Annotated in this window: 7 protein-coding genes; 3 read left to right on the top strand and 4 right to left on the bottom strand. The window is 71.6% G+C overall.

The window, feature by feature from the left end; translation table 11 throughout:
- Positions 1–252: 252 nt before the first annotated feature.
- On the bottom strand, positions 253–1,767 hold the full coding sequence (locus ABGB01_RS07345) for an FHA domain-containing protein (RefSeq protein WP_347771577.1): 1,515 nt from the start codon (positions 1,765–1,767) through the stop codon (positions 253–255).
- 340 nt (positions 1,768–2,107) lie between these two features.
- Positions 2,108–3,244 carry a site-2 protease family protein gene (locus ABGB01_RS07340; protein WP_347771575.1) on the bottom strand — a complete coding sequence of 379 codons (1,137 nt, stop codon included), beginning with the start codon at positions 3,242–3,244 and terminating at the stop codon, positions 2,108–2,110.
- Positions 3,245–3,429: 185 nt separating this feature from the next.
- On the opposite strand from ABGB01_RS07340, the gene ABGB01_RS07335 reads away from it, so the two are divergent.
- From ABGB01_RS07335 to ABGB01_RS07325, 3 genes are all read left to right on the top strand, one after another.
- On the top strand, positions 3,430–4,290 hold the full coding sequence (locus ABGB01_RS07335) for a RecB family exonuclease (RefSeq protein ID WP_347771573.1): 861 nt from the start codon (positions 3,430–3,432) through the stop codon (positions 4,288–4,290).
- Between the two features lie 95 nt (positions 4,291–4,385).
- Positions 4,386–5,561 carry a sensor histidine kinase gene (locus ABGB01_RS07330; protein WP_347771571.1) on the top strand — a complete coding sequence of 392 codons (1,176 nt, stop codon included), beginning with the start codon at positions 4,386–4,388 and terminating at the stop codon, positions 5,559–5,561.
- Complete coding sequence (locus ABGB01_RS07325) at positions 5,558–6,241, top strand: response regulator transcription factor (protein WP_132340456.1); 684 nt, start codon at positions 5,558–5,560, stop codon at positions 6,239–6,241. Before ABGB01_RS07330 ends, ABGB01_RS07325 begins: the two co-directional genes overlap by 4 nt.
- Before the next feature lie 73 nt (positions 6,242–6,314).
- Here the strand turns inward: ABGB01_RS07325 and ABGB01_RS07320 are convergent, their stop codons facing one another.
- On the bottom strand, positions 6,315–12,374 hold the full coding sequence (locus ABGB01_RS07320) for an RHS repeat-associated core domain-containing protein (protein WP_347771569.1): 6,060 nt from the start codon (positions 12,372–12,374) through the stop codon (positions 6,315–6,317).
- Positions 12,371–16,501, bottom strand: coding sequence for a LamG-like jellyroll fold domain-containing protein (locus tag ABGB01_RS07315; RefSeq protein ID WP_347771567.1), 4,131 nt, complete (start codon positions 16,499–16,501; stop codon positions 12,371–12,373). The genes ABGB01_RS07320 and ABGB01_RS07315 overlap by 4 nt, the downstream gene beginning before the upstream one ends.
- Between the last annotated feature and the right edge of the window lie 117 nt (positions 16,502–16,618).

Raw genomic sequence — 16,618 nt, 5'->3', positions numbered from 1 at the left:
CATGAAGATCCTTCGCCTATTTCGCGGTTCTTATCCCGACTGACGATTTCTCGGGATATATCTCTATAAATTCTGCGCTCCATGGCCGGGATCCCCGGCGTGGCCGCCGATCCCGTCGTCCGCGCCCCCGGATCCACCCGTGCGAGGCAAACCACACGTGGTGTCGTTCCGAAAACGCCCCCTGAATGGCGTACGGCCTATGCGTGAACGCTCGCGCCCCCGGCGAGGGCGCGAGCGTCAGGCGGCGCGGCGTCAGCCCCTGTGAGCTTCGAAGCGGAGCGTGCGGGACACGCCCACCCGGACGGTCGTGCCCGGGGCGATGGTGACCGGCTCGTTGGGCGGGATGTCGTAGAAGTTGGGGTCGCCTGGCGGCTGGATCTGGGTGCCGTTGACCGAACCCAGATCCACCAGGTTGACGTCCCAGCCGTCCAGCGCCACGCGCAGGTGGCGGCGCGAGACCGAGCCGTCGGGGCTGGTCACCTTGGCCGGCCTCGCGCTGCCGCCGGCCACCTCGGGCGCACGCTCCGGGTCACGGCCGAGGAGGTAGTCGGCCTCCAGGGGCAGTGCCGTGCCGTCGTCGAGGACGAGGACCCCGAGCGGGGGACGCGGCCCTTTGTAGGGAACGAGGGTGCGCTGGACCAGGGCGATGCCGCAGACGGCGCAGTAGGGCACGCGGGGATCGTTGAAGTGGTCGTTCTTGCAGTCGACCCCGTAGACCAGCGGCCGGTCGCCGTGGTCGGCCTGCTGATCCTGCTGCTGGGGCGGGCCGGGCTGGTCGTAGTGCTCCTGCGGGCCGGGCCCGGGCGGACCGGGCTGGTCATAGTGGTCGGGCGGCCCCATGTGCTGCTGGGCCTGCTGCTCGCCGTTGCCCGAGTCCGCGGGCTCGTCGAAGGAGGGGAACTGCTGCTGCGGCTCGGGCAGGGGCGGCGGCTGCTCCTGCGGCGGGCCGTAGGGCGAGTGCTGCTCCTGGGGCGGGCCGTAGGGAGGCTGGTCCTGCGGCGGGCCGTAAGGCGACTGCTGCTCCTGGGGCGGGCCGTAAGGGGGCTGGTCCTGCGGCGGGCCGTAGGGCGACTGCTGGTCCGGCGGTGTCAGGTAGGACGGCTGCTCGACCGGCTGCGGACCCGAGTGGGGGCCCGGCTGCGGGGCGGAGGCGGCCGGCGGCTGGTCGGCCAGCGGGTAGGGAGGGCGCTCGACGGGCTGCTGCGGGGGCGGCTGGATGAGGTCGGGCTCGACGTGGAGGCCGGTGGCGGGCATCTCGCTGGTGAGCGGCCTGGACACGGCGGGCGCCGAGGGCTGCTCGGAGAAGTCGCCCACCAGACCGCCGCCGTGCACGACGCCGCCGTCGAACCGGACCGCGGGGTGCGGGCTGCCCGCGCCGGGCAGGCTCAGCTCGACACGCTCGACAGTGCCGGTGACGAGCCGGTCGGCCCAGGTCAGGGAGTCGCTCCCGGCCAGCCGCGTCTCGCCTGCCGGGGTGGCGATGGTGGCCGCCGCGGAGCCGCTGACCAGGACCGCCACGCCGTCGCCGACAGAGCCCGCCACCGCGCAGGTGGCCGGGTCGCCCGCCATGTTGGCCGCGAGCACCTGGGCGGCGCGCCGGGCCAGCGCCCGGCCGTCCCCGCCGGACGAGGCCGTCGCGCGCAGCGCCTCGAGCAGGTCGTCGGCCGCGGACTCGCCGGCGTCGCACACGAGCAGCAGCCCGCCCTCGTAGGCGACCAGCCCATTTCCAGGAAGCGGACGCACCACTCCGAAGCCTTGGCCGGTCATGCGTCCTCCCTCATGCCGACCGTGCTGCGCTCATTGGTGCCCTCGCTGCGCTCGGTCACTCAACTCTCCTCCCCGGAAGCCGGCGGTGTTACGGCACCCGCACTGCCGTGCTGGTCACCAGCCATACGTACCCCGACGACGAGGCCACGTCGCGGCCACCTCGTCTCGATCCGGTGAACCGGTCGACCGCGGCAAACCCCTCAACTGTGCAAGTCTGGCCAACCAGCACACTATCGGCCAGTCGTCACATCGCAGAAATCGCCAGAGTCGGCTCCGGCCCACCCCGAAACTGCTGGACACGACCCTAGCCGGGGGCTGCCGCTTAAACGAGTGGGACAAATCAGACGCCGGAGAAGACCCGGTTCACGTCGGCCGTGGCCAGGACGCCGTAGATCTCGCCGCCGTGCTCCACGAGCAGATATTCGCTGCCCGGGGCATCGCGCATGGCGTCGATGAGGGGCTCGCCCTCCAGGTCGGCGGCGAGCACCATGTCGGGCTCGAGCGACTTGGCGAGGGAGGCGACGTTCACCCAGGGGCGGCGGTGCTCGGGCGTGGCCTGGACGGCGGCCTCACTGACGATGGCGACGGGTTTGCCGTCGTGGTCGACCACGACGATGGCCCCGGCCCGGCGTTCGCCCGCCTGCCGCAGTGCCTCGGCCAGCGGCGTCTCGGCGACCACGGGAACGGCCCTGCGCGCGAGGGTGCGGGCGTTGACCTGCGGGATCTTGGCCCGGATCTTGGCCACGCGCAGCGATTGGCTGGCGCCGAGCCAGATGAACATGGCCAGCACGATCGGCCACAGCAGGTCGGTGAGATCGAGCTCGCGCCCGTCGGACAGCGCCGTCGCGACCGGCACGACGACGAGGAGCACGGCCAGCACACGGCCGCCCCAAGCGGCCACGATGGTGCCGGAGCCGGGGTTCTTGGTGAGCTTCCAGACGCCGGCGCGCAACATCCTGCCGCCGTCGAGCGGCAGCCCGGGCAGCAGGTTGAACACGCCGACGATGAGGTTGGCCACCCACAGCTGCCAGACGAGCGCCTCGGGGATGCCGCCGTCGTTGATCACGTAGATGTCGGCGGCCAGTCCGAGCCCGCCCAGGCCCAGCGAGAGGGCGGGGCCCGCGGCGGCCACCAGGAACTCCTTGCCCGGCGTCGGCGGCTCCTTCTCGATCTCCGAAACGCCGCCGAGGAAGTAGAGGGTGATCCGCCGGACCGGCAGGCCGTAGGCCTTGGCCAGCACGCTGTGCGCGAGCTCGTGCAGCAGCACCGAGACGTACAGCAGCACCGCGAACACGAACGCGACGGCGTACGCGGCCGTGCTGTCCAGGTCGGGCAGCATGATCTGCATTCTCGGCCCGACGAGCATGGTGATGAAGGCCGCCACGATGAACCATGTCCACGAGACGTAAACCGGAATGCCGAACGGCTTTCCCATCCGAAGGCCGGAGAACTCCTGTCGCGGGCTCTGCTCGCTCACCGCACTCCTTGACATCCTCGCCGAGGGGAACCCGTCGCCGCGCCCGGCCGGAGGGCCGGGCGACGGTCCGTGTGGCGGATCTCCCGTTGGCACGTGCTGTTGCTGCCTTGATGCTACGCGCCGGATCACGTGATCCTCGTTCCGCGGGCGTTATTCTGTCGGGCTCTTGACCTAGAGTGCGGTGCATGACCTTGACCGAGCCGGCGATCATCGGAGCTCTCTCCCCGTCCCGGGCGGGCGATTTCATGACATGTCCGCTGCTCTACCGTTTCCGGGTGATCGACCAGCTGCCCGAGAAACCGTCGCAGGCGGCGGTGCGGGGCACGGTGGTGCACGCCGTCCTGGAGCGCCTCTACGACCTGCCGGCGCCGCGGCGTTCGGTGGGCGCGGCGCTGGAGCTGCTGGAGCCGCAGTGGCGGCGGCTGCTCGACGACGACCCGCAATACGGCGAGATGTTCGCCGACGAGGCCGAGCAGGGCGAGTGGCTGGCGCAGGCGCGCGGCATGCTGGAGCGCTATTTCACGCTGGAGGATCCGACGCGGCTGGAGCCCGCCGAGCGGGAGCTCTACGTCGAGGCGGTGCTCGACGGCGGGCTGATGCTGCGGGGCTACGTCGACCGGCTCGACGTGGCGCCGACCGGCGAGGTCAGGGTGGTCGACTACAAGACGGGCAGCGCGCCGGGGCCCGACTTCGAGGCCAAGGCGTTATTTCAGATGAAGTTCTACGCCCTGGTGCTGTGGCGGCTGCGCGGGCAGGTGCCGCGCCTGCTGCAGCTGGTCTACCTGGGGGGCAAGGGCGAGGTGCTGCGCTACGCGCCCGACGAGGCCGACCTGCTGGCCACCGAGCGCAAGGTCATGGCGTTGTGGGCGGCGATCGAGCGGTCCCTGCAGTCGGGCGAGTGGCGAGCGCGCAGGAGCCGGTTGTGCGACTGGTGCGACCACCAGGCGCTGTGCCCGGAGTTCGGCGGCACCCCGCCGCCGGTTCCCGAGCGCAAGCCCGGCGACACGGTCCGCAGCAGCCGCCGCTCGGCCACCGACGAGCTCTGAGCGCGCGTCCTACGGGCGCGGGGTGGCGGGGGCGTGCGCGCTAATCCTCCCGAGGGAGGAGGTTGCGTCCTCTGGCCTGGGCCTACAGTGAAGCGGTGCGGATAGACCGAACCAGGTTCCACGACACGGTGCTCGCCGGGGTGGTGGCCGCGACCTCGGTGGCGCTGTTCGTTCTCTACGACCCCGGACGGCTGCCGTCCGGGGGCCTGGCGGTCGATGGCATGCGCGAGCCCGATCCGTTCGGTGTGCTGCTGGTGCTGCTGGCGTGCGCCCCCGTGACCGTGCGCAGGCGGTGGCCGCTGGCGGCGTTGTGCGGAGGGCTGGTGCCGGAGACGCTGCTGACCGCGTTCGGCTACAGCACCGGGGTGCCGGGCCTGTCCGGGCTGGTGCTGCTCTATTCCGTGGCCTCCAACCGGGGCCTGGCGATGGCGCTGGGCGGGCTGCTCATCTCGGCGCTGGGTTACACCCTGGGCGCCGCGGCGGGCCCGCCCATGGCCACGAGCCTGAGCGACCACGTGGTGGTGGCCATGGTGCTGGTCTCGGTGTGGGGCGCGGGCCGGAGCCTGCGGTTGCGCCGGGCCTACAGGGAGGAGCTGAGAGGCCGTGCGGCGCGGCTGGAGCGGGCGCGCGCGGCCGACACGCGGGCCGCACGGGCCGAAGAGCGGTCGAGGATCGCCCGCGAGCTCCACGACGTCGTCGCCCACCACGTCAGCGTGATGACCGTGCAGGCGGCCGCGGCGCGCAAGGTGCTGTCCTCCGATCCCGCCCTGGCCCGCGAGGCGCTGACGGCGATCGAGCACACCGGCCGGATGGCCATGTCCGAGATGCGCAACATCGTCGGCGTGCTGCGCACCGACGCCCGCGCCGAGCTGGGCCCGCAGCCGGGCATGGACGACCTGCCCGCGCTGGTCGAGCAGATGCGTGAGGCCGGGCTGCCCACGCGGCTGATCGTCGAGGGCGAGCCGCCGCCGCTGCCCGCGGGGGTCGATCTGGCCGCCTACCGGCTGGTCCAGGAAGGGCTGACGAACAGCATGCGGCACGCGGGCGCCGGGACGAAGGCGGTGGTGACGGTCCGCCACGCGCCGCATGAGCTGGACGTACGCGTGGCCGACGACGGCCAGGGCGCGGCCGGGGCGCCGGCTCGGCCCGGTCATGGTTTGGTGGGCATTCGTGAAAGGGTTGCCCTCTATGGTGGAATCCTCAGCGTCGGTCCGCTACCCGGGGGCGGTTTCGAAGTGCGGGCGAGATTCCCGTTGAAGGACGGCCAATGACGATCAGAGTGCTGCTGGTGGACGACCAGCCGCTGCTGCGTACGGGATTCCGCCTGATTCTCGAGGCCGAGCCCGACATCACGGTAGTGGGCCAGGCCGGCGACGGCAAGGGCGCCCAGGAGCAGACGCGGGCGCTGCTGCCCGACGTGGTGCTCATGGACATCCGGATGCCGGGGGTCGACGGCATCGAGGCCACCCGCAGGATCGTGCGGGAGGCGGCGCCGTCGGCGCACGTGCCGAAAGTGCTGGTGCTGACGACGTTCGACCTGGACGAGTACATCGTGGAGGCGCTGCGCTCGGGCGCCTCCGGGTTCCTGCTGAAGGACGTGCCGCCCGACGAACTGGTGCAGGCGATCCGGGTGGTGGCGGCCGGCGACGCGATCGTGGCGCCCAGCGTGACGCGTCGGCTGCTCGACCGGTTCGCCACGCGGCTGCCGCCCGCTCACGAGCAGGCCACCCCCGCACGGCTCGACCGGCTGACCGAGCGGGAGCTGGAGGTGCTGCGGCTGATCGCGAAGGGCATGTCCAACGCGGAGATCGCGGCCAAGCTCGTGGTGAGCGAGACCACGGTGAAGACGCACGTCGGCAACGTGCTGACCAAGCTGGGGCTGCGCGACCGGGTGCAGGCCGTGGTGCTCGCGTACGAGACGGGGTTGATCACACCGGGCGCCATGCCCTGACACCCGTCGGGGCGTCAGGGCATCGGCTCACGCCCGGCCCGACGAGGCCCCTGGGCGGGGACGTCGCCGGGCCTCACCCCCAGGGCAGGAGCTCTTTGGCTCTGCCGAGGACGGACTTCGTGGTGGAGCCCACGTCCGCGATCCAGCCCACGACGGGAGTGTTGTCCATCATCCATTGGGCCAACTGGCCACCGGTGTAGCTCCCTACCTGGCCGGCGACCATGCCGCACAGCGTGCCGCACACCGCGGTGCCGCCGAAGGTCCACGAGGCGCCCAGCACCGTGGCCGCGTAGCCGCGCATTCCCGCCCGGATGTTCTTCTCGGTCCGGCTCAGGTCGTCCCGATCGCGATCCCGCCACTGCTGCCATAGGAAGTGGGTGATGCCCGAGGAGATCCCGGTCTGCTTCCCGGCCTTCCAGCCGATCAGCAAGCGGTTCAGCCATGGCTTGTTCTGCCGCAGCTGAACCAGCTTGCCCGGGGGGCGCTTCGGTTCGATCGCGGGCCAGCGGTCCATCATGGCGGCGGTGTTCACCAGGTGAGCCCCGACTCCCACCGTGAGCCACGCGAGCGCGGTGAACTTGCGCGGGTCCACGGTTTCGTTCCTGCTCACCCAGGAGCGTCCGATGGAGCCGCCGATCCCGGGGACCTTCCCACCGGCCGACGCTCCCTTCGAGCCGCCTGAGATCACCCTGCCGATGCCGCCTCCGGCGCCGCCGCCCACCCGGCCGCCGGCGCCCCTGCCGGACCCGCCTCCGACCTTGCCGCCGACGCCCCGGCCGCCGCCGGTCAGCCAGCTCCCGATGAGCCGGCCGTCGGGGTCGGCGAAGGTGATCGGGCTGTTGTCGGCGTAGGCGTAGCCGTTCATCTGCTCCGGGTCCTGGAAGTCGATGATCGGGTCCACGCTGATGAAGCCGCCGAGCGCCGGATCGTACTCGCGCGCCCCGAGCCGGACCATGCCGATCGAGGAGTCGCCGGTGCCGCCGACGAATCCCCGCTCGCCGGGCCAGCTCCCAGCGGGCTGCCCGCGCAACGCGCCGAAGGGGGTGTAACGGCGCTGGGTGACCTGGGCGGTGGCCGCGTCGATGGCGATCTCGCCGGTGCCGTTGTGGTCGGTGGCCAGGAAGTGTACCCCGGTCGTCTGGCGTACCGCGACGGTGGCCCCGCCGTGGGTGTAGTACCGCGTGGCCTCGACTCCGTCCGGGTGCGCCCGCACCTCCATGCCGGGCAGGTAGAGCGTGCTCGCGCCCGGCTCGCGGCGGATCAGCCGGTCGCCGTCGGCGTCGTACACGAAGGAGGTGACCTGATCGCCCGTGGCGACCTTGGCCAGCAGGCCCTCGGCGGTCCATTCCAGGCGCCGGCCCGGCCCGGCGACGTCGCGGGCGGTGCTGTTGCCCGTGGCGTCATAGGCGTAGGTCTCCTCGCGGTCCCCCGCCGCGCCGGTCTGGGTGACGGACGTGACGGCGTGCGGACGCGGCTGCCCGGCCTCCGGGTGGGCGTAGGTGCGCACCGTGTCGGCGGCTCCGCCGACCCCGTGCTGGACCTCCTTCGCACGGTTGCCGCTGACGTCGTAGGAAAACGACTGCCAGTACGGCGCCACCCCGCCCAGCACCGCCGTGCCCGGCCCGTCCGCGCAGGTCTCCGCCCCCTGCGCCCAGGCCTCGGTCAGGCGGCGCAGGTGGTCGTAGGCGAAGCACTGGGTGTCGGCGCCGCCGTCGGAGATCCGCAGCACGTTGCCCGCGTCGTCGTAGGAGTAACGCGCGTTCCTGTCGGCCTGCCCGGCGCCCTCCCGGTCCGTCCTGGAGCTCTCCAGGCGCCGCGTCCCGTACTCGTAGGCGTAGGACGACCAGGTCTTCTTGCCGCCCGTGGACAGCTCGTACTGCTCGGGTCCGCCGGTCAGGGTGTATGCCGAGCGGGTCACGTACGTGGTCAGGCCTGAGGTGGTGGTGGGCCGCCGCAGCTCGTCGTAGGAGTGCACCACCGTCTCGGCCGGCAGCCCGCCCGCCGCGGGGAAGGCCGTCGACTGCAGAGTGCCGTCGCGCTTGTAACGGGTGTCGAACGTGTACGACCCGGCCAACCCCGTCTCCCCCGCCGGGATGGTGACGGTCTCGCGGATCGCGCGGCCCATGGCGTCGTAGGCGTTGACCGCCCTCGTGTACGCCCGGCCGTCCACGATCCGGGTCGAGCCGGTCGGCAGCCCTTTGCGTACGGTGTCGTAGGTCCAGGACGCGACGACCGGCCCCTCCGGGGAGCCCACGCGGGTCGAGACCTTGCGGCCGAGCACGTCATAGGCGTGGAAGAGCTTCTCACCGCGCGCGTCCGTGACGGAGGTGAGGCGGCCGAGGTCGTCGTAGGTGTTCCTGGTGGTGCCCCGGTCCGGGTCGTCGCTGCGGATCTGCCGCCCACGCAGGTCGTAGTGGTAGGACCAGGTGTTGCCCGCCGGATCGGTGACCGTGGCCCGGTCGCCGCGCGGTGTGTAGGTGTAGACCGTCTTGTCATAGGAGCCTGACGGCGTATCGCCGTGATGCCGGCGCAGCTCGACGACCTGGTCGCGGGCGTCGGTCAGGGTGGTGACGGGTGTCTCGCCGGCGGGCGGGTCCACACTCACGCGTCCGCCGGAGTAGGTGGTGACAGTGCGCCACTTCTCCCGGACATCGCCGTTGCCGACCAGGAGCCGTTCGACGGTCACCCGGTTGCGGCCGTCGTGCTCGTAGGCCACCTGCGTCTCGACGTTGCCCTCGTCGGGGTCGAACAACCTCTCTCCTGGCGCCCCGGTCGAGTAGTACGGCTGGTGCTCGCGGGTCACGTTGCCGCGCGCGTCGTAGAGCTTGTCGCTGATCAGCCGCCCGCCGTCCGGGCCGGGCTCCTGGGCCTGCCGGGTGCGCAGGAGTCCGTCGAGCAGTTCGTAGCTCGGCGCGCTCAGCCCGCCCCCGGCGGTGACCCGCCTGGTGCCGACGGCGACGATCTCACCTTCCGCGATCCGGTAGCTGAACCGCTGACTGGGGCTCGTGCCCGCGTCGCGGGGGTTGTCCGGCAGCCAGATCTCCGCCGTGCGCCCAAGTGCGTCGTACACCACGTCGGTGCGCCCGCCGCCCGGATCGATCTCCGCGGTCGGCAGGCCGAACGCCGGGCTCAGGTGCCGCACGGTGGTCTGCGCGGTGGTGGCGTCGCCGGGTTCGGCCGGCGGGCCGGTGACGCGCACCTGGGTGGTGAGTCCTGCGGTGTCGGTGTAGGAGGTGGTGGTGAGGTTGCCCAGCGCGTCGGCCGACGTCAGCTCGCGCCCGTAGGAGTCGTACGTCGAAACTTCCTTGGGCGTGTAGGAGGCGGTGGTGCCGTCGTGGGCGGTGATCTCCTCGACCCGGGTGAGCAGCCCCTTGGTCGGCGCGGCCCCGTGCCCGCCGCCATCGTAGGACGACCGGCTGTCCTCGACGACGTGCCTGCCGCGGTCCGGCGTGGCCGAGCAGTCCACGGAGACCGTCTCCACCCGGGACGGGAAGTCGAGCAGCCAGGCCGCCTTGTTTTGCGCGTACGTGGTGCGCACGCACCGGTCGTCGGCCTTGGTCGACATGTCGCCCTTGTCGTCGAGCCGGGTGACCAGGCCCGCCGTGGTCTCGTACGTGGTCGCGGTCTCGGTCTGCCGCCACCCGCCGCCGTCCACGGCCGTCCAGGTACGGCTGTGCGCCACGCCGGTCAGATTCGCCGTGGTCGTGCCCCAGCTCCTGGTCCGAGAGGCGGTCTGGTGCCGCCAGGGGGTGTTGACGGTCTTCACCTCCGCAGTGCCGTCCGGCCGGTCGAACTCGGTCGCCGCCAGCTCGAAGCCGGCCAGCGCCTCGTGGTCCACGTGCGTGCCGCCCTCTCCGTCGGGCACGCTCACCTGTTTCTTCCCGCCGGAGGCGGTCAGCCGGTCCCCGTTCATGCCGCGCAGGTAGCGGTGCTCGGTCTGCGAGCGCATGCCGTCGCGGCCGCCTGTCGTCACCCGCAGGCGCCCGTAGCCGCGCCACTGGGACCAGGTCTTGTTCTTCTCCTTGGTCAGGCCGTCGTCGTCGTCGAAGTGCCAGGCCGCGCCGTCGAGGTATTCGTAGGAGGTGAGCATGTCCGGCGCGCCGCCGGTCCGGTCGATCTGGGCGACCTGCGTGACGACGTACTTGTGGAACCAGTCGGTGATCGGGTCGGCATACCCGGGCGGGGTCCACTTCACCGGGAAGCACCTGCGGGTGTTGGTCTCAGGTCTGGGCAGGTCGTCGCGGGCGCAGTCGGTGTCGGAGTAGGCGATCTCAAGCTGACCACCGGACTCGTCGTAGATCGCGCCGACCCGGTACTTGACGAACGGCGCGATGTCGTCGCCCTGTTCGTCCAGCCGGTTGGGGAGTTGCACGTGGTTGAACGTCACCGGCGGCATCGTGACCGCCGGGGACGCGGCGTGGCCGGTGTGGGTGATCGACTGCACCAGCAGGGCCCGGTCGATGTCCGCCTCACCCCAGCGGTGGCCGATCGTCCAGGAGTCGACGTCCTGGTGACCGCCGGCGGTGAGCACCTGGGTGGTGACCGTGGTGAGCCTCTTCCGCGACCAGAACGTCGGTGCCGACGTGCCGTGCGTGCCCTCGCATTCGGCGCCGGAGGCGCAGTTCAGGTCCCACGGCACGTCCGCCCACCGGTCCGGGCCGGTCTCGATCGCGGCTTCCGCGCAGTCGGACCCGTCGCCCGGCAGGCACCGCTCGGAGACGCCGAACACCACCCGGGCCGGTGCCGGGGCCGTGTACAAGGTGCCGGAACGGCGGCCGTACTCGATGCGCTCCAGCCAGCCGCCCCGCACGTACGAGGTTCCGTCGGCCGGCTTGAGGTTGCGGGCGTAGCGGTTGGACTCCTGCGCGTAGTGGTACGTGATGGCGTTGCCCCGCGGGTCCACCACGTAGTCAAGGTTCCACTGATAGGCCTGCCGGCACCAGGAGGCCGCGAAGGACGAGCCGTGGCAGGGCTCGCCGTCGTCGTCGCCGAAGACCGGGACCGTCCACGCCGACCTGGTCTCGGGCTTGCCGCTGCTCCAGCCGGGCAGCCGGTTGCGGCCAAAGTAGTACTGGACGCCGTCGGTGTCGGTGACCTTCCAGAACTCCCCGTCGTTGTCACCGTTGCCGGTGCCGGTGTCCTTCAGGCGTTCGATCCGGGTGCCGTCGTCGTCCTTCAGCCGCCAGGTGCCGTCCGCGGCCGGGATCAGCTCGCCGGCCCGGCCGTTCCAGGCGATGGTGGCGTTGTCGTGTCCCCAGCACTGGTCTCCGGGCGGTGTGCCCCACTCGTCCTTCGGCGCGCCGTCGTCCGCGCATGATTTGTAGCCGCGCTGGATGTGGCCGGGCCACAGGTCGAAGCCCTCCCCCACCCACGACGACTGGTTATTGGTCCCGGACGTCCGCCCGTCCAGGGAGCCGGAGGAGTACGAGATCGCCACCTCCGGGGCCAGCGAGCCCGGCACGGGCGGCACCCGCATCGGGTAGGACCAGGTGAAGTCCCCGGACTGTGCCGAGGCCGCCCAGGTGGCTGACGGCGCGAGCCTGGCCGCGCCGTAGTCGCCCGCCTCGCCCGAGGCGCCCGCCACGGCCGCGATCACGGCCTGCCCGGCCGCGTCCGCAGGGGCGGCCGTCAGGGAGACATCGGCGGAGATCACCTGTCTCTTGGTGTCGTTGCGCGCCTCCAGCTCCATCCCGGTACGGCAGGCCGCGTCGTCCGGAGTGGTCAGCGCGCAGGCCGGCAGCCGCACCAGCCGTAATCGGCTGCCGAACGAGCCGCCGTAGGCGGAAGTGAGCCGGGAGTAGTCCAGCTCGACCTCGGTCGCCTTCTTCCCGCTCACCCCGAACAGCAGCCCGTCGATCCCCCCGCCCTGCTTGTCGATGGCCTTGACCTCGGCCTCTCCTGACGCCTTCAGCGTGGCCGCGCCCGGCCGGGCCCAGGAAACCCTGGGCGCCGGGTCCGCCTTGCGCGGTTCGACCTTCACCGGCCGGCCGGTGACCACCCGTCCGGCGCTCTCCACCTGGGGCGGCGCCACCGGTGCGCCCTCGGCCCGCGCCGGGGGCGCGGCTGTGAGCGTCGCCGCCACCATGATGGCGGCGGCGCACACCGCCAGGCTCCTGGCCGTCATCGTCGTCATGCCCACTGGCCGACCTCCTGACCCGTCCACGTGTCCAGCTCGGCGCCGCCGGCCAGCGACTGGATCTGTTCCTCGGTCGCGATGCCCTGGAAGGCCCAGACGTCGTCGATCACTCCCGGCCAGTACTCGCCCCAGGCCCCGTCGGCCTTGGACCTGCCGAGTTGCAACCCCTTGCCGGCGGCGAACCCCCGGACGTTGAATCGCCAGGACACGTCCTGCTCGGTCTGCTCCGGTTCGCCGTTCACGTACAGCCGCATCTCGTCCTGGAAGGCGTCGTAGACCAGGGCCACGTGATCCCAGGAGAAACCGGCTTGGAAGGCCGAATGCCCGGCGGTGGGCCGTTCGGCTCCGGCCAGGTCGGCGGCCGGCATTTCGATCTGGTACGAACCCGCGCCCGGATCGGCCTCGTCAGGGCGGTAGCGCAGCGTGAACCCACTGTTGATCGCTCCCTCCTGGCTGAACACCGCCGCCGCCCGGTCCGGCCGGCCCGCCGTGGTCACCCATCCGGCCACCGTGAAGCTCTCGTCGGTCCGGACCACCGGGACCGCGCTGGCCGCGTAGTCTCCGTCGCCGTCCAGCACGAGAGCGCCCGGCGGCGTGCCGACCCAGCCCGCCCCCTGGTCGATGAGCGCGTTGCCATGCAGGGTCACGTGCCGTCCCGAGGGGCCGTCGTCCGCCGCGATCGTCAGCGGCGAGCCACTGGCCAGGGTGGCGATCTCCGAGTCGGGGACGACCTCGCCGAAGATCCGGACGTCGTCGATCTCGCCGGGGAAGAAGTTCTTGGCCACGCCGTACCAGCCGGCGCCGATCATGACCGGGCCGGTCGCGTTCCAGGGGGTGGCGATCGCGGCCTCGGAGTTCAGCCGGCCGTTGACGTACAGCTTGATGCGCTTGGCGGTGGCGTCGTAGACGCCGGTCAGGTGGGTCCACACGCCGGGCTGGGGCACTGCCGTGGACTGCGCGCGCACGATGGTGTTCGTCTCGTCGTCGCCGGCGTACCTGTTGAAGATCCACCGGTCGAAGGAGGAGGAATAGTACAGCTCGAATCCGCTGCGCCGCGTGCCCGCCTGGGTGGCGATGATCGAGGAGTGTCCCGGTTTGACGGCCGGCAGCCTGGCCCACGCCGACACCGTGAAGCTCTTCGTGGTGTCCACCGCCGGGCCCGTGGTCCGCAGATGCCCGTCCGTCCCGTCTGTCCGCCCAGCCGTCCCGACCTTTCCTGGGACGCCGAACGTCACGCCGCCGACCTTGCCCGCCGGGAGGCGTCCGGCCGTGTCCTCCGCCCGGGATGCGCCCGCCGCCTCGTCCAGTTTCCAGTGGGCTGTGCCGGGCCGCACCGCCGAGGCCGAGTCGTTCAGCTTCCACCTCGCCCGAACCACCGGGTGACGGGTGAACAGCTCCTCGACCTCCTCCTCCGTCACGATCCGGTCGAACACCCGCACGTCGTCGATCTCGCCGGAGAAGAACGAGCGGATCCTGGCGTCATGGTCCCCGGCGCCGATCAACATCGGGCCGGTGGCGTTCCAGGGCGTGGCGAACGGGGTGGTGCCCTGGAGGACGCCGTTGACGTACAACTTGATCTCCTGGGCCACGGAGTCGTACACGCCGGTCAGGTGCGCCCACTCCCCGCCCTGCGGGGCCGCCTTGCCGGTCGCCCTGACGATCTGCGCGCCGGTGGTGTTGCCGGTGAACCGGTTGAAGATCCAGCGGTCGTACGAGGAGGAGTAGTAGAGCTCGAAGGCGGGGGCCACCGTGTCGGTCTGGGTGGCGATGATGCCCGTGCTGTCCTGTTTCGCCTCGGGCATCCGTACCCACGCCGACACCGCGAAGCTCTTCGTGGTGTCCACCACGGGACCGGCTGTGGCGACGTACGCGGTGCTCCCGTTGACCTGCATCGCCGTGCCCGCCACACCGTCCACGCCGAGCGTCACGTCGCCGCGTGCGGTCGCGGGGTGCCCGCCCCTGGCGTCCGCCACCTGGGCCGAGCCCTGTGGATCGTCCAGCGGCCACTCCGCCTTCGCCGGAGTGCCGGCGTTTACCTTGAACAGGTAGCTGCGTACCGCGCTGTTGTTGTTGGCCGCGTCGAACGCCTGCACCTCGACCGAGTTCAGCCCAGAGTGCCTGGGCGCCAGGTCCAGCGTCACCGGGCCGCCCGGCGTGCCCGGCCGTCGCTCGATCCGCTCGTCGCCGACCTCGAACACGTACCGGGTCACGTCGTCCGCCTCGGAGTCGGCGGTGAAGCGGCCGTACCGGCCCACCCCGTCGTGCCACGGGTCGGGGTCCACACCCGTGGACTCCGGGTAGTCCGCCGAGGTCACGACCGGTGCGGCGGGGACGCCCTTGTCATAGGAGAAATAGCAGCCGGTGGCGTCGCCCGCGAAACTCCACGGGCTGTACTGGTAGCCGTCCCAGGTCCGCACCGCCCAGGCGATCGAGGTCTTCTCGGGCAGGTTCGACGGCATCTTCGCCCTGAACACCGACCCCGTGGTCAGCGGCCCGACCCGGCCGGAGGTCCAGCCGATCGCGCCATTCCAGGTCACCCGGAACTCGGCGTAGATCTTCTTCGCGCTCTCCGAGTCGGGGTCGTGCAGCACCGCCCTCAGCTCCGGCGGGACGTTCACCGTCGGTGGCGAGGAGAACACGCACTGGCCGCCGGGGTTCATCGTCAGGTCGACCATCCGCGGCTGCGGGGGCGGCTGGTTGTAGCTCACTCTCAGCCAGGCGTCGTCCTTGAACCGCTTCCAGCCGACCCGGGCGTCCTCTGACTCGGCCCTCAATCCGAACGTGGTGGTGGACCACTTGCCGGCGGCGGCCTGACGCACCGCCGTCAGCGCGTTGAACTCCACGTTGCCGGGCGGGCAGTCGGACGACCAGCCCTTCGCCGCGTCCCGCTGGTCGAGTTGGTCCACCCAGTTGTCCTTGGTGGAGTTCCACGTCGATCCCGTCCCAATGGCCTTGGTGCGCCACAGCTCGACCCGGCTGGCGGTGCACGAATACGACCACGTCTCCGCGGCCGTGAACGTCGCGGAGATGATGTGCTTGCCCGCGTACGCGCTGGTCGGCATGCGGTAGAAGATGCGCTTGACGTCGCTCGGCTCGCACTTGCTGTCCGCCTCGCACAGGCCCATGCCGGCGGTGGCCTGGCCGCCGAACTTGTAGAAGGAGGTCCCCGGGTGCGCCCGGGACACGTACGCCCAGGCCGAGGCCTTGACCGTGCGCCACACCGGGTCGATGTAGACGGGGAACGTGGTGCCGGGATCCTCGATCAGCTTCAGGTCGGGCGTGAGGGTGAGGCTGTCCCCGTCCACCGCCGTGTCCATCTCGGCCACCTTCGACACCGGTGAGGGGCCCTTGGCCAGGTCGTTCCCGCCGCCGGTCGGCGGCACGGCGGAATCCCACATGATCGCTCCGGGCGCCTCGAACACCTCGCCGCCACCCGCCTGGTCGCTCGCCGTCAGCCGTCCGTCGTCCTGCCGGCGGACGTTCAGCCGCTCCCCGCGCACCCCGAACGTCAGGCGGGCCAGGGCAGGGTTGGCCGCCGCCGTCCGGTCCTTGACCACCAGCGTGTGCGCGAACCCCTCCACGTCCGCCCGCACCACCAGGTCGACGCCGGGCATGATCTCCCGGTAGAGAGCCGAGTCTGCCCGCAGCTCCGGCTCAGGTAGCCGGCCGGGCCAGCTCAGCGCCATGGCGCGGCCCGCGTGCGAGACGCGCGCGAGCGGCGCGTCCTGCCCGCCTCCGGAGACGGTCAGCCCGACCGCCGACGCCCGCGGCCCGACCGAGCCGTCTGGCCGCCTGACCATCGTCAGGTCCGGCCTTACCCAGCCGTCGCCCTGCCGGACCCGGACCGGACGCAGGTGCTCCACGGCGGTGAAACTGCCGTCGGGGTTGGCGAAGACCTCCCTGCTCTCCCCTCTCCGGGACAGCACCTCGACCTCTTCACCCGACCGGCGGGCCATAGCCGTGGCCTCCGCCTCCAACAGGCTCCCTGGCGGCGCCTGTGGCGCGTCCCGCACGGTCTCCGCGGGCTTCCCCCGCGCCTGCGCCGGGACCGGCAGACCGGTCGAGAGTCCCGCTGAGAGCACCAGCACCGCGAGTGACGCGGCCAGCCTTCCTAACACAGCCACCGGCCTTACCAGAGCAGGGCAGGACGAATGTCCAGCCGACCAGTACGGGTTTCACACACATCGGCGTCGAAGCGGAAGGCGGCAGCGCACACCTTCCCCGAACGTCGAGCAGACCCT

Source organism: Nonomuraea sp. B5E05 (genome assembly GCF_039880665.1).
GTDB lineage: Bacteria > Actinomycetota > Actinomycetes > Streptosporangiales > Streptosporangiaceae > Nonomuraea.
This window is presented reverse-complemented; position numbering and strand designations above follow the sequence as displayed.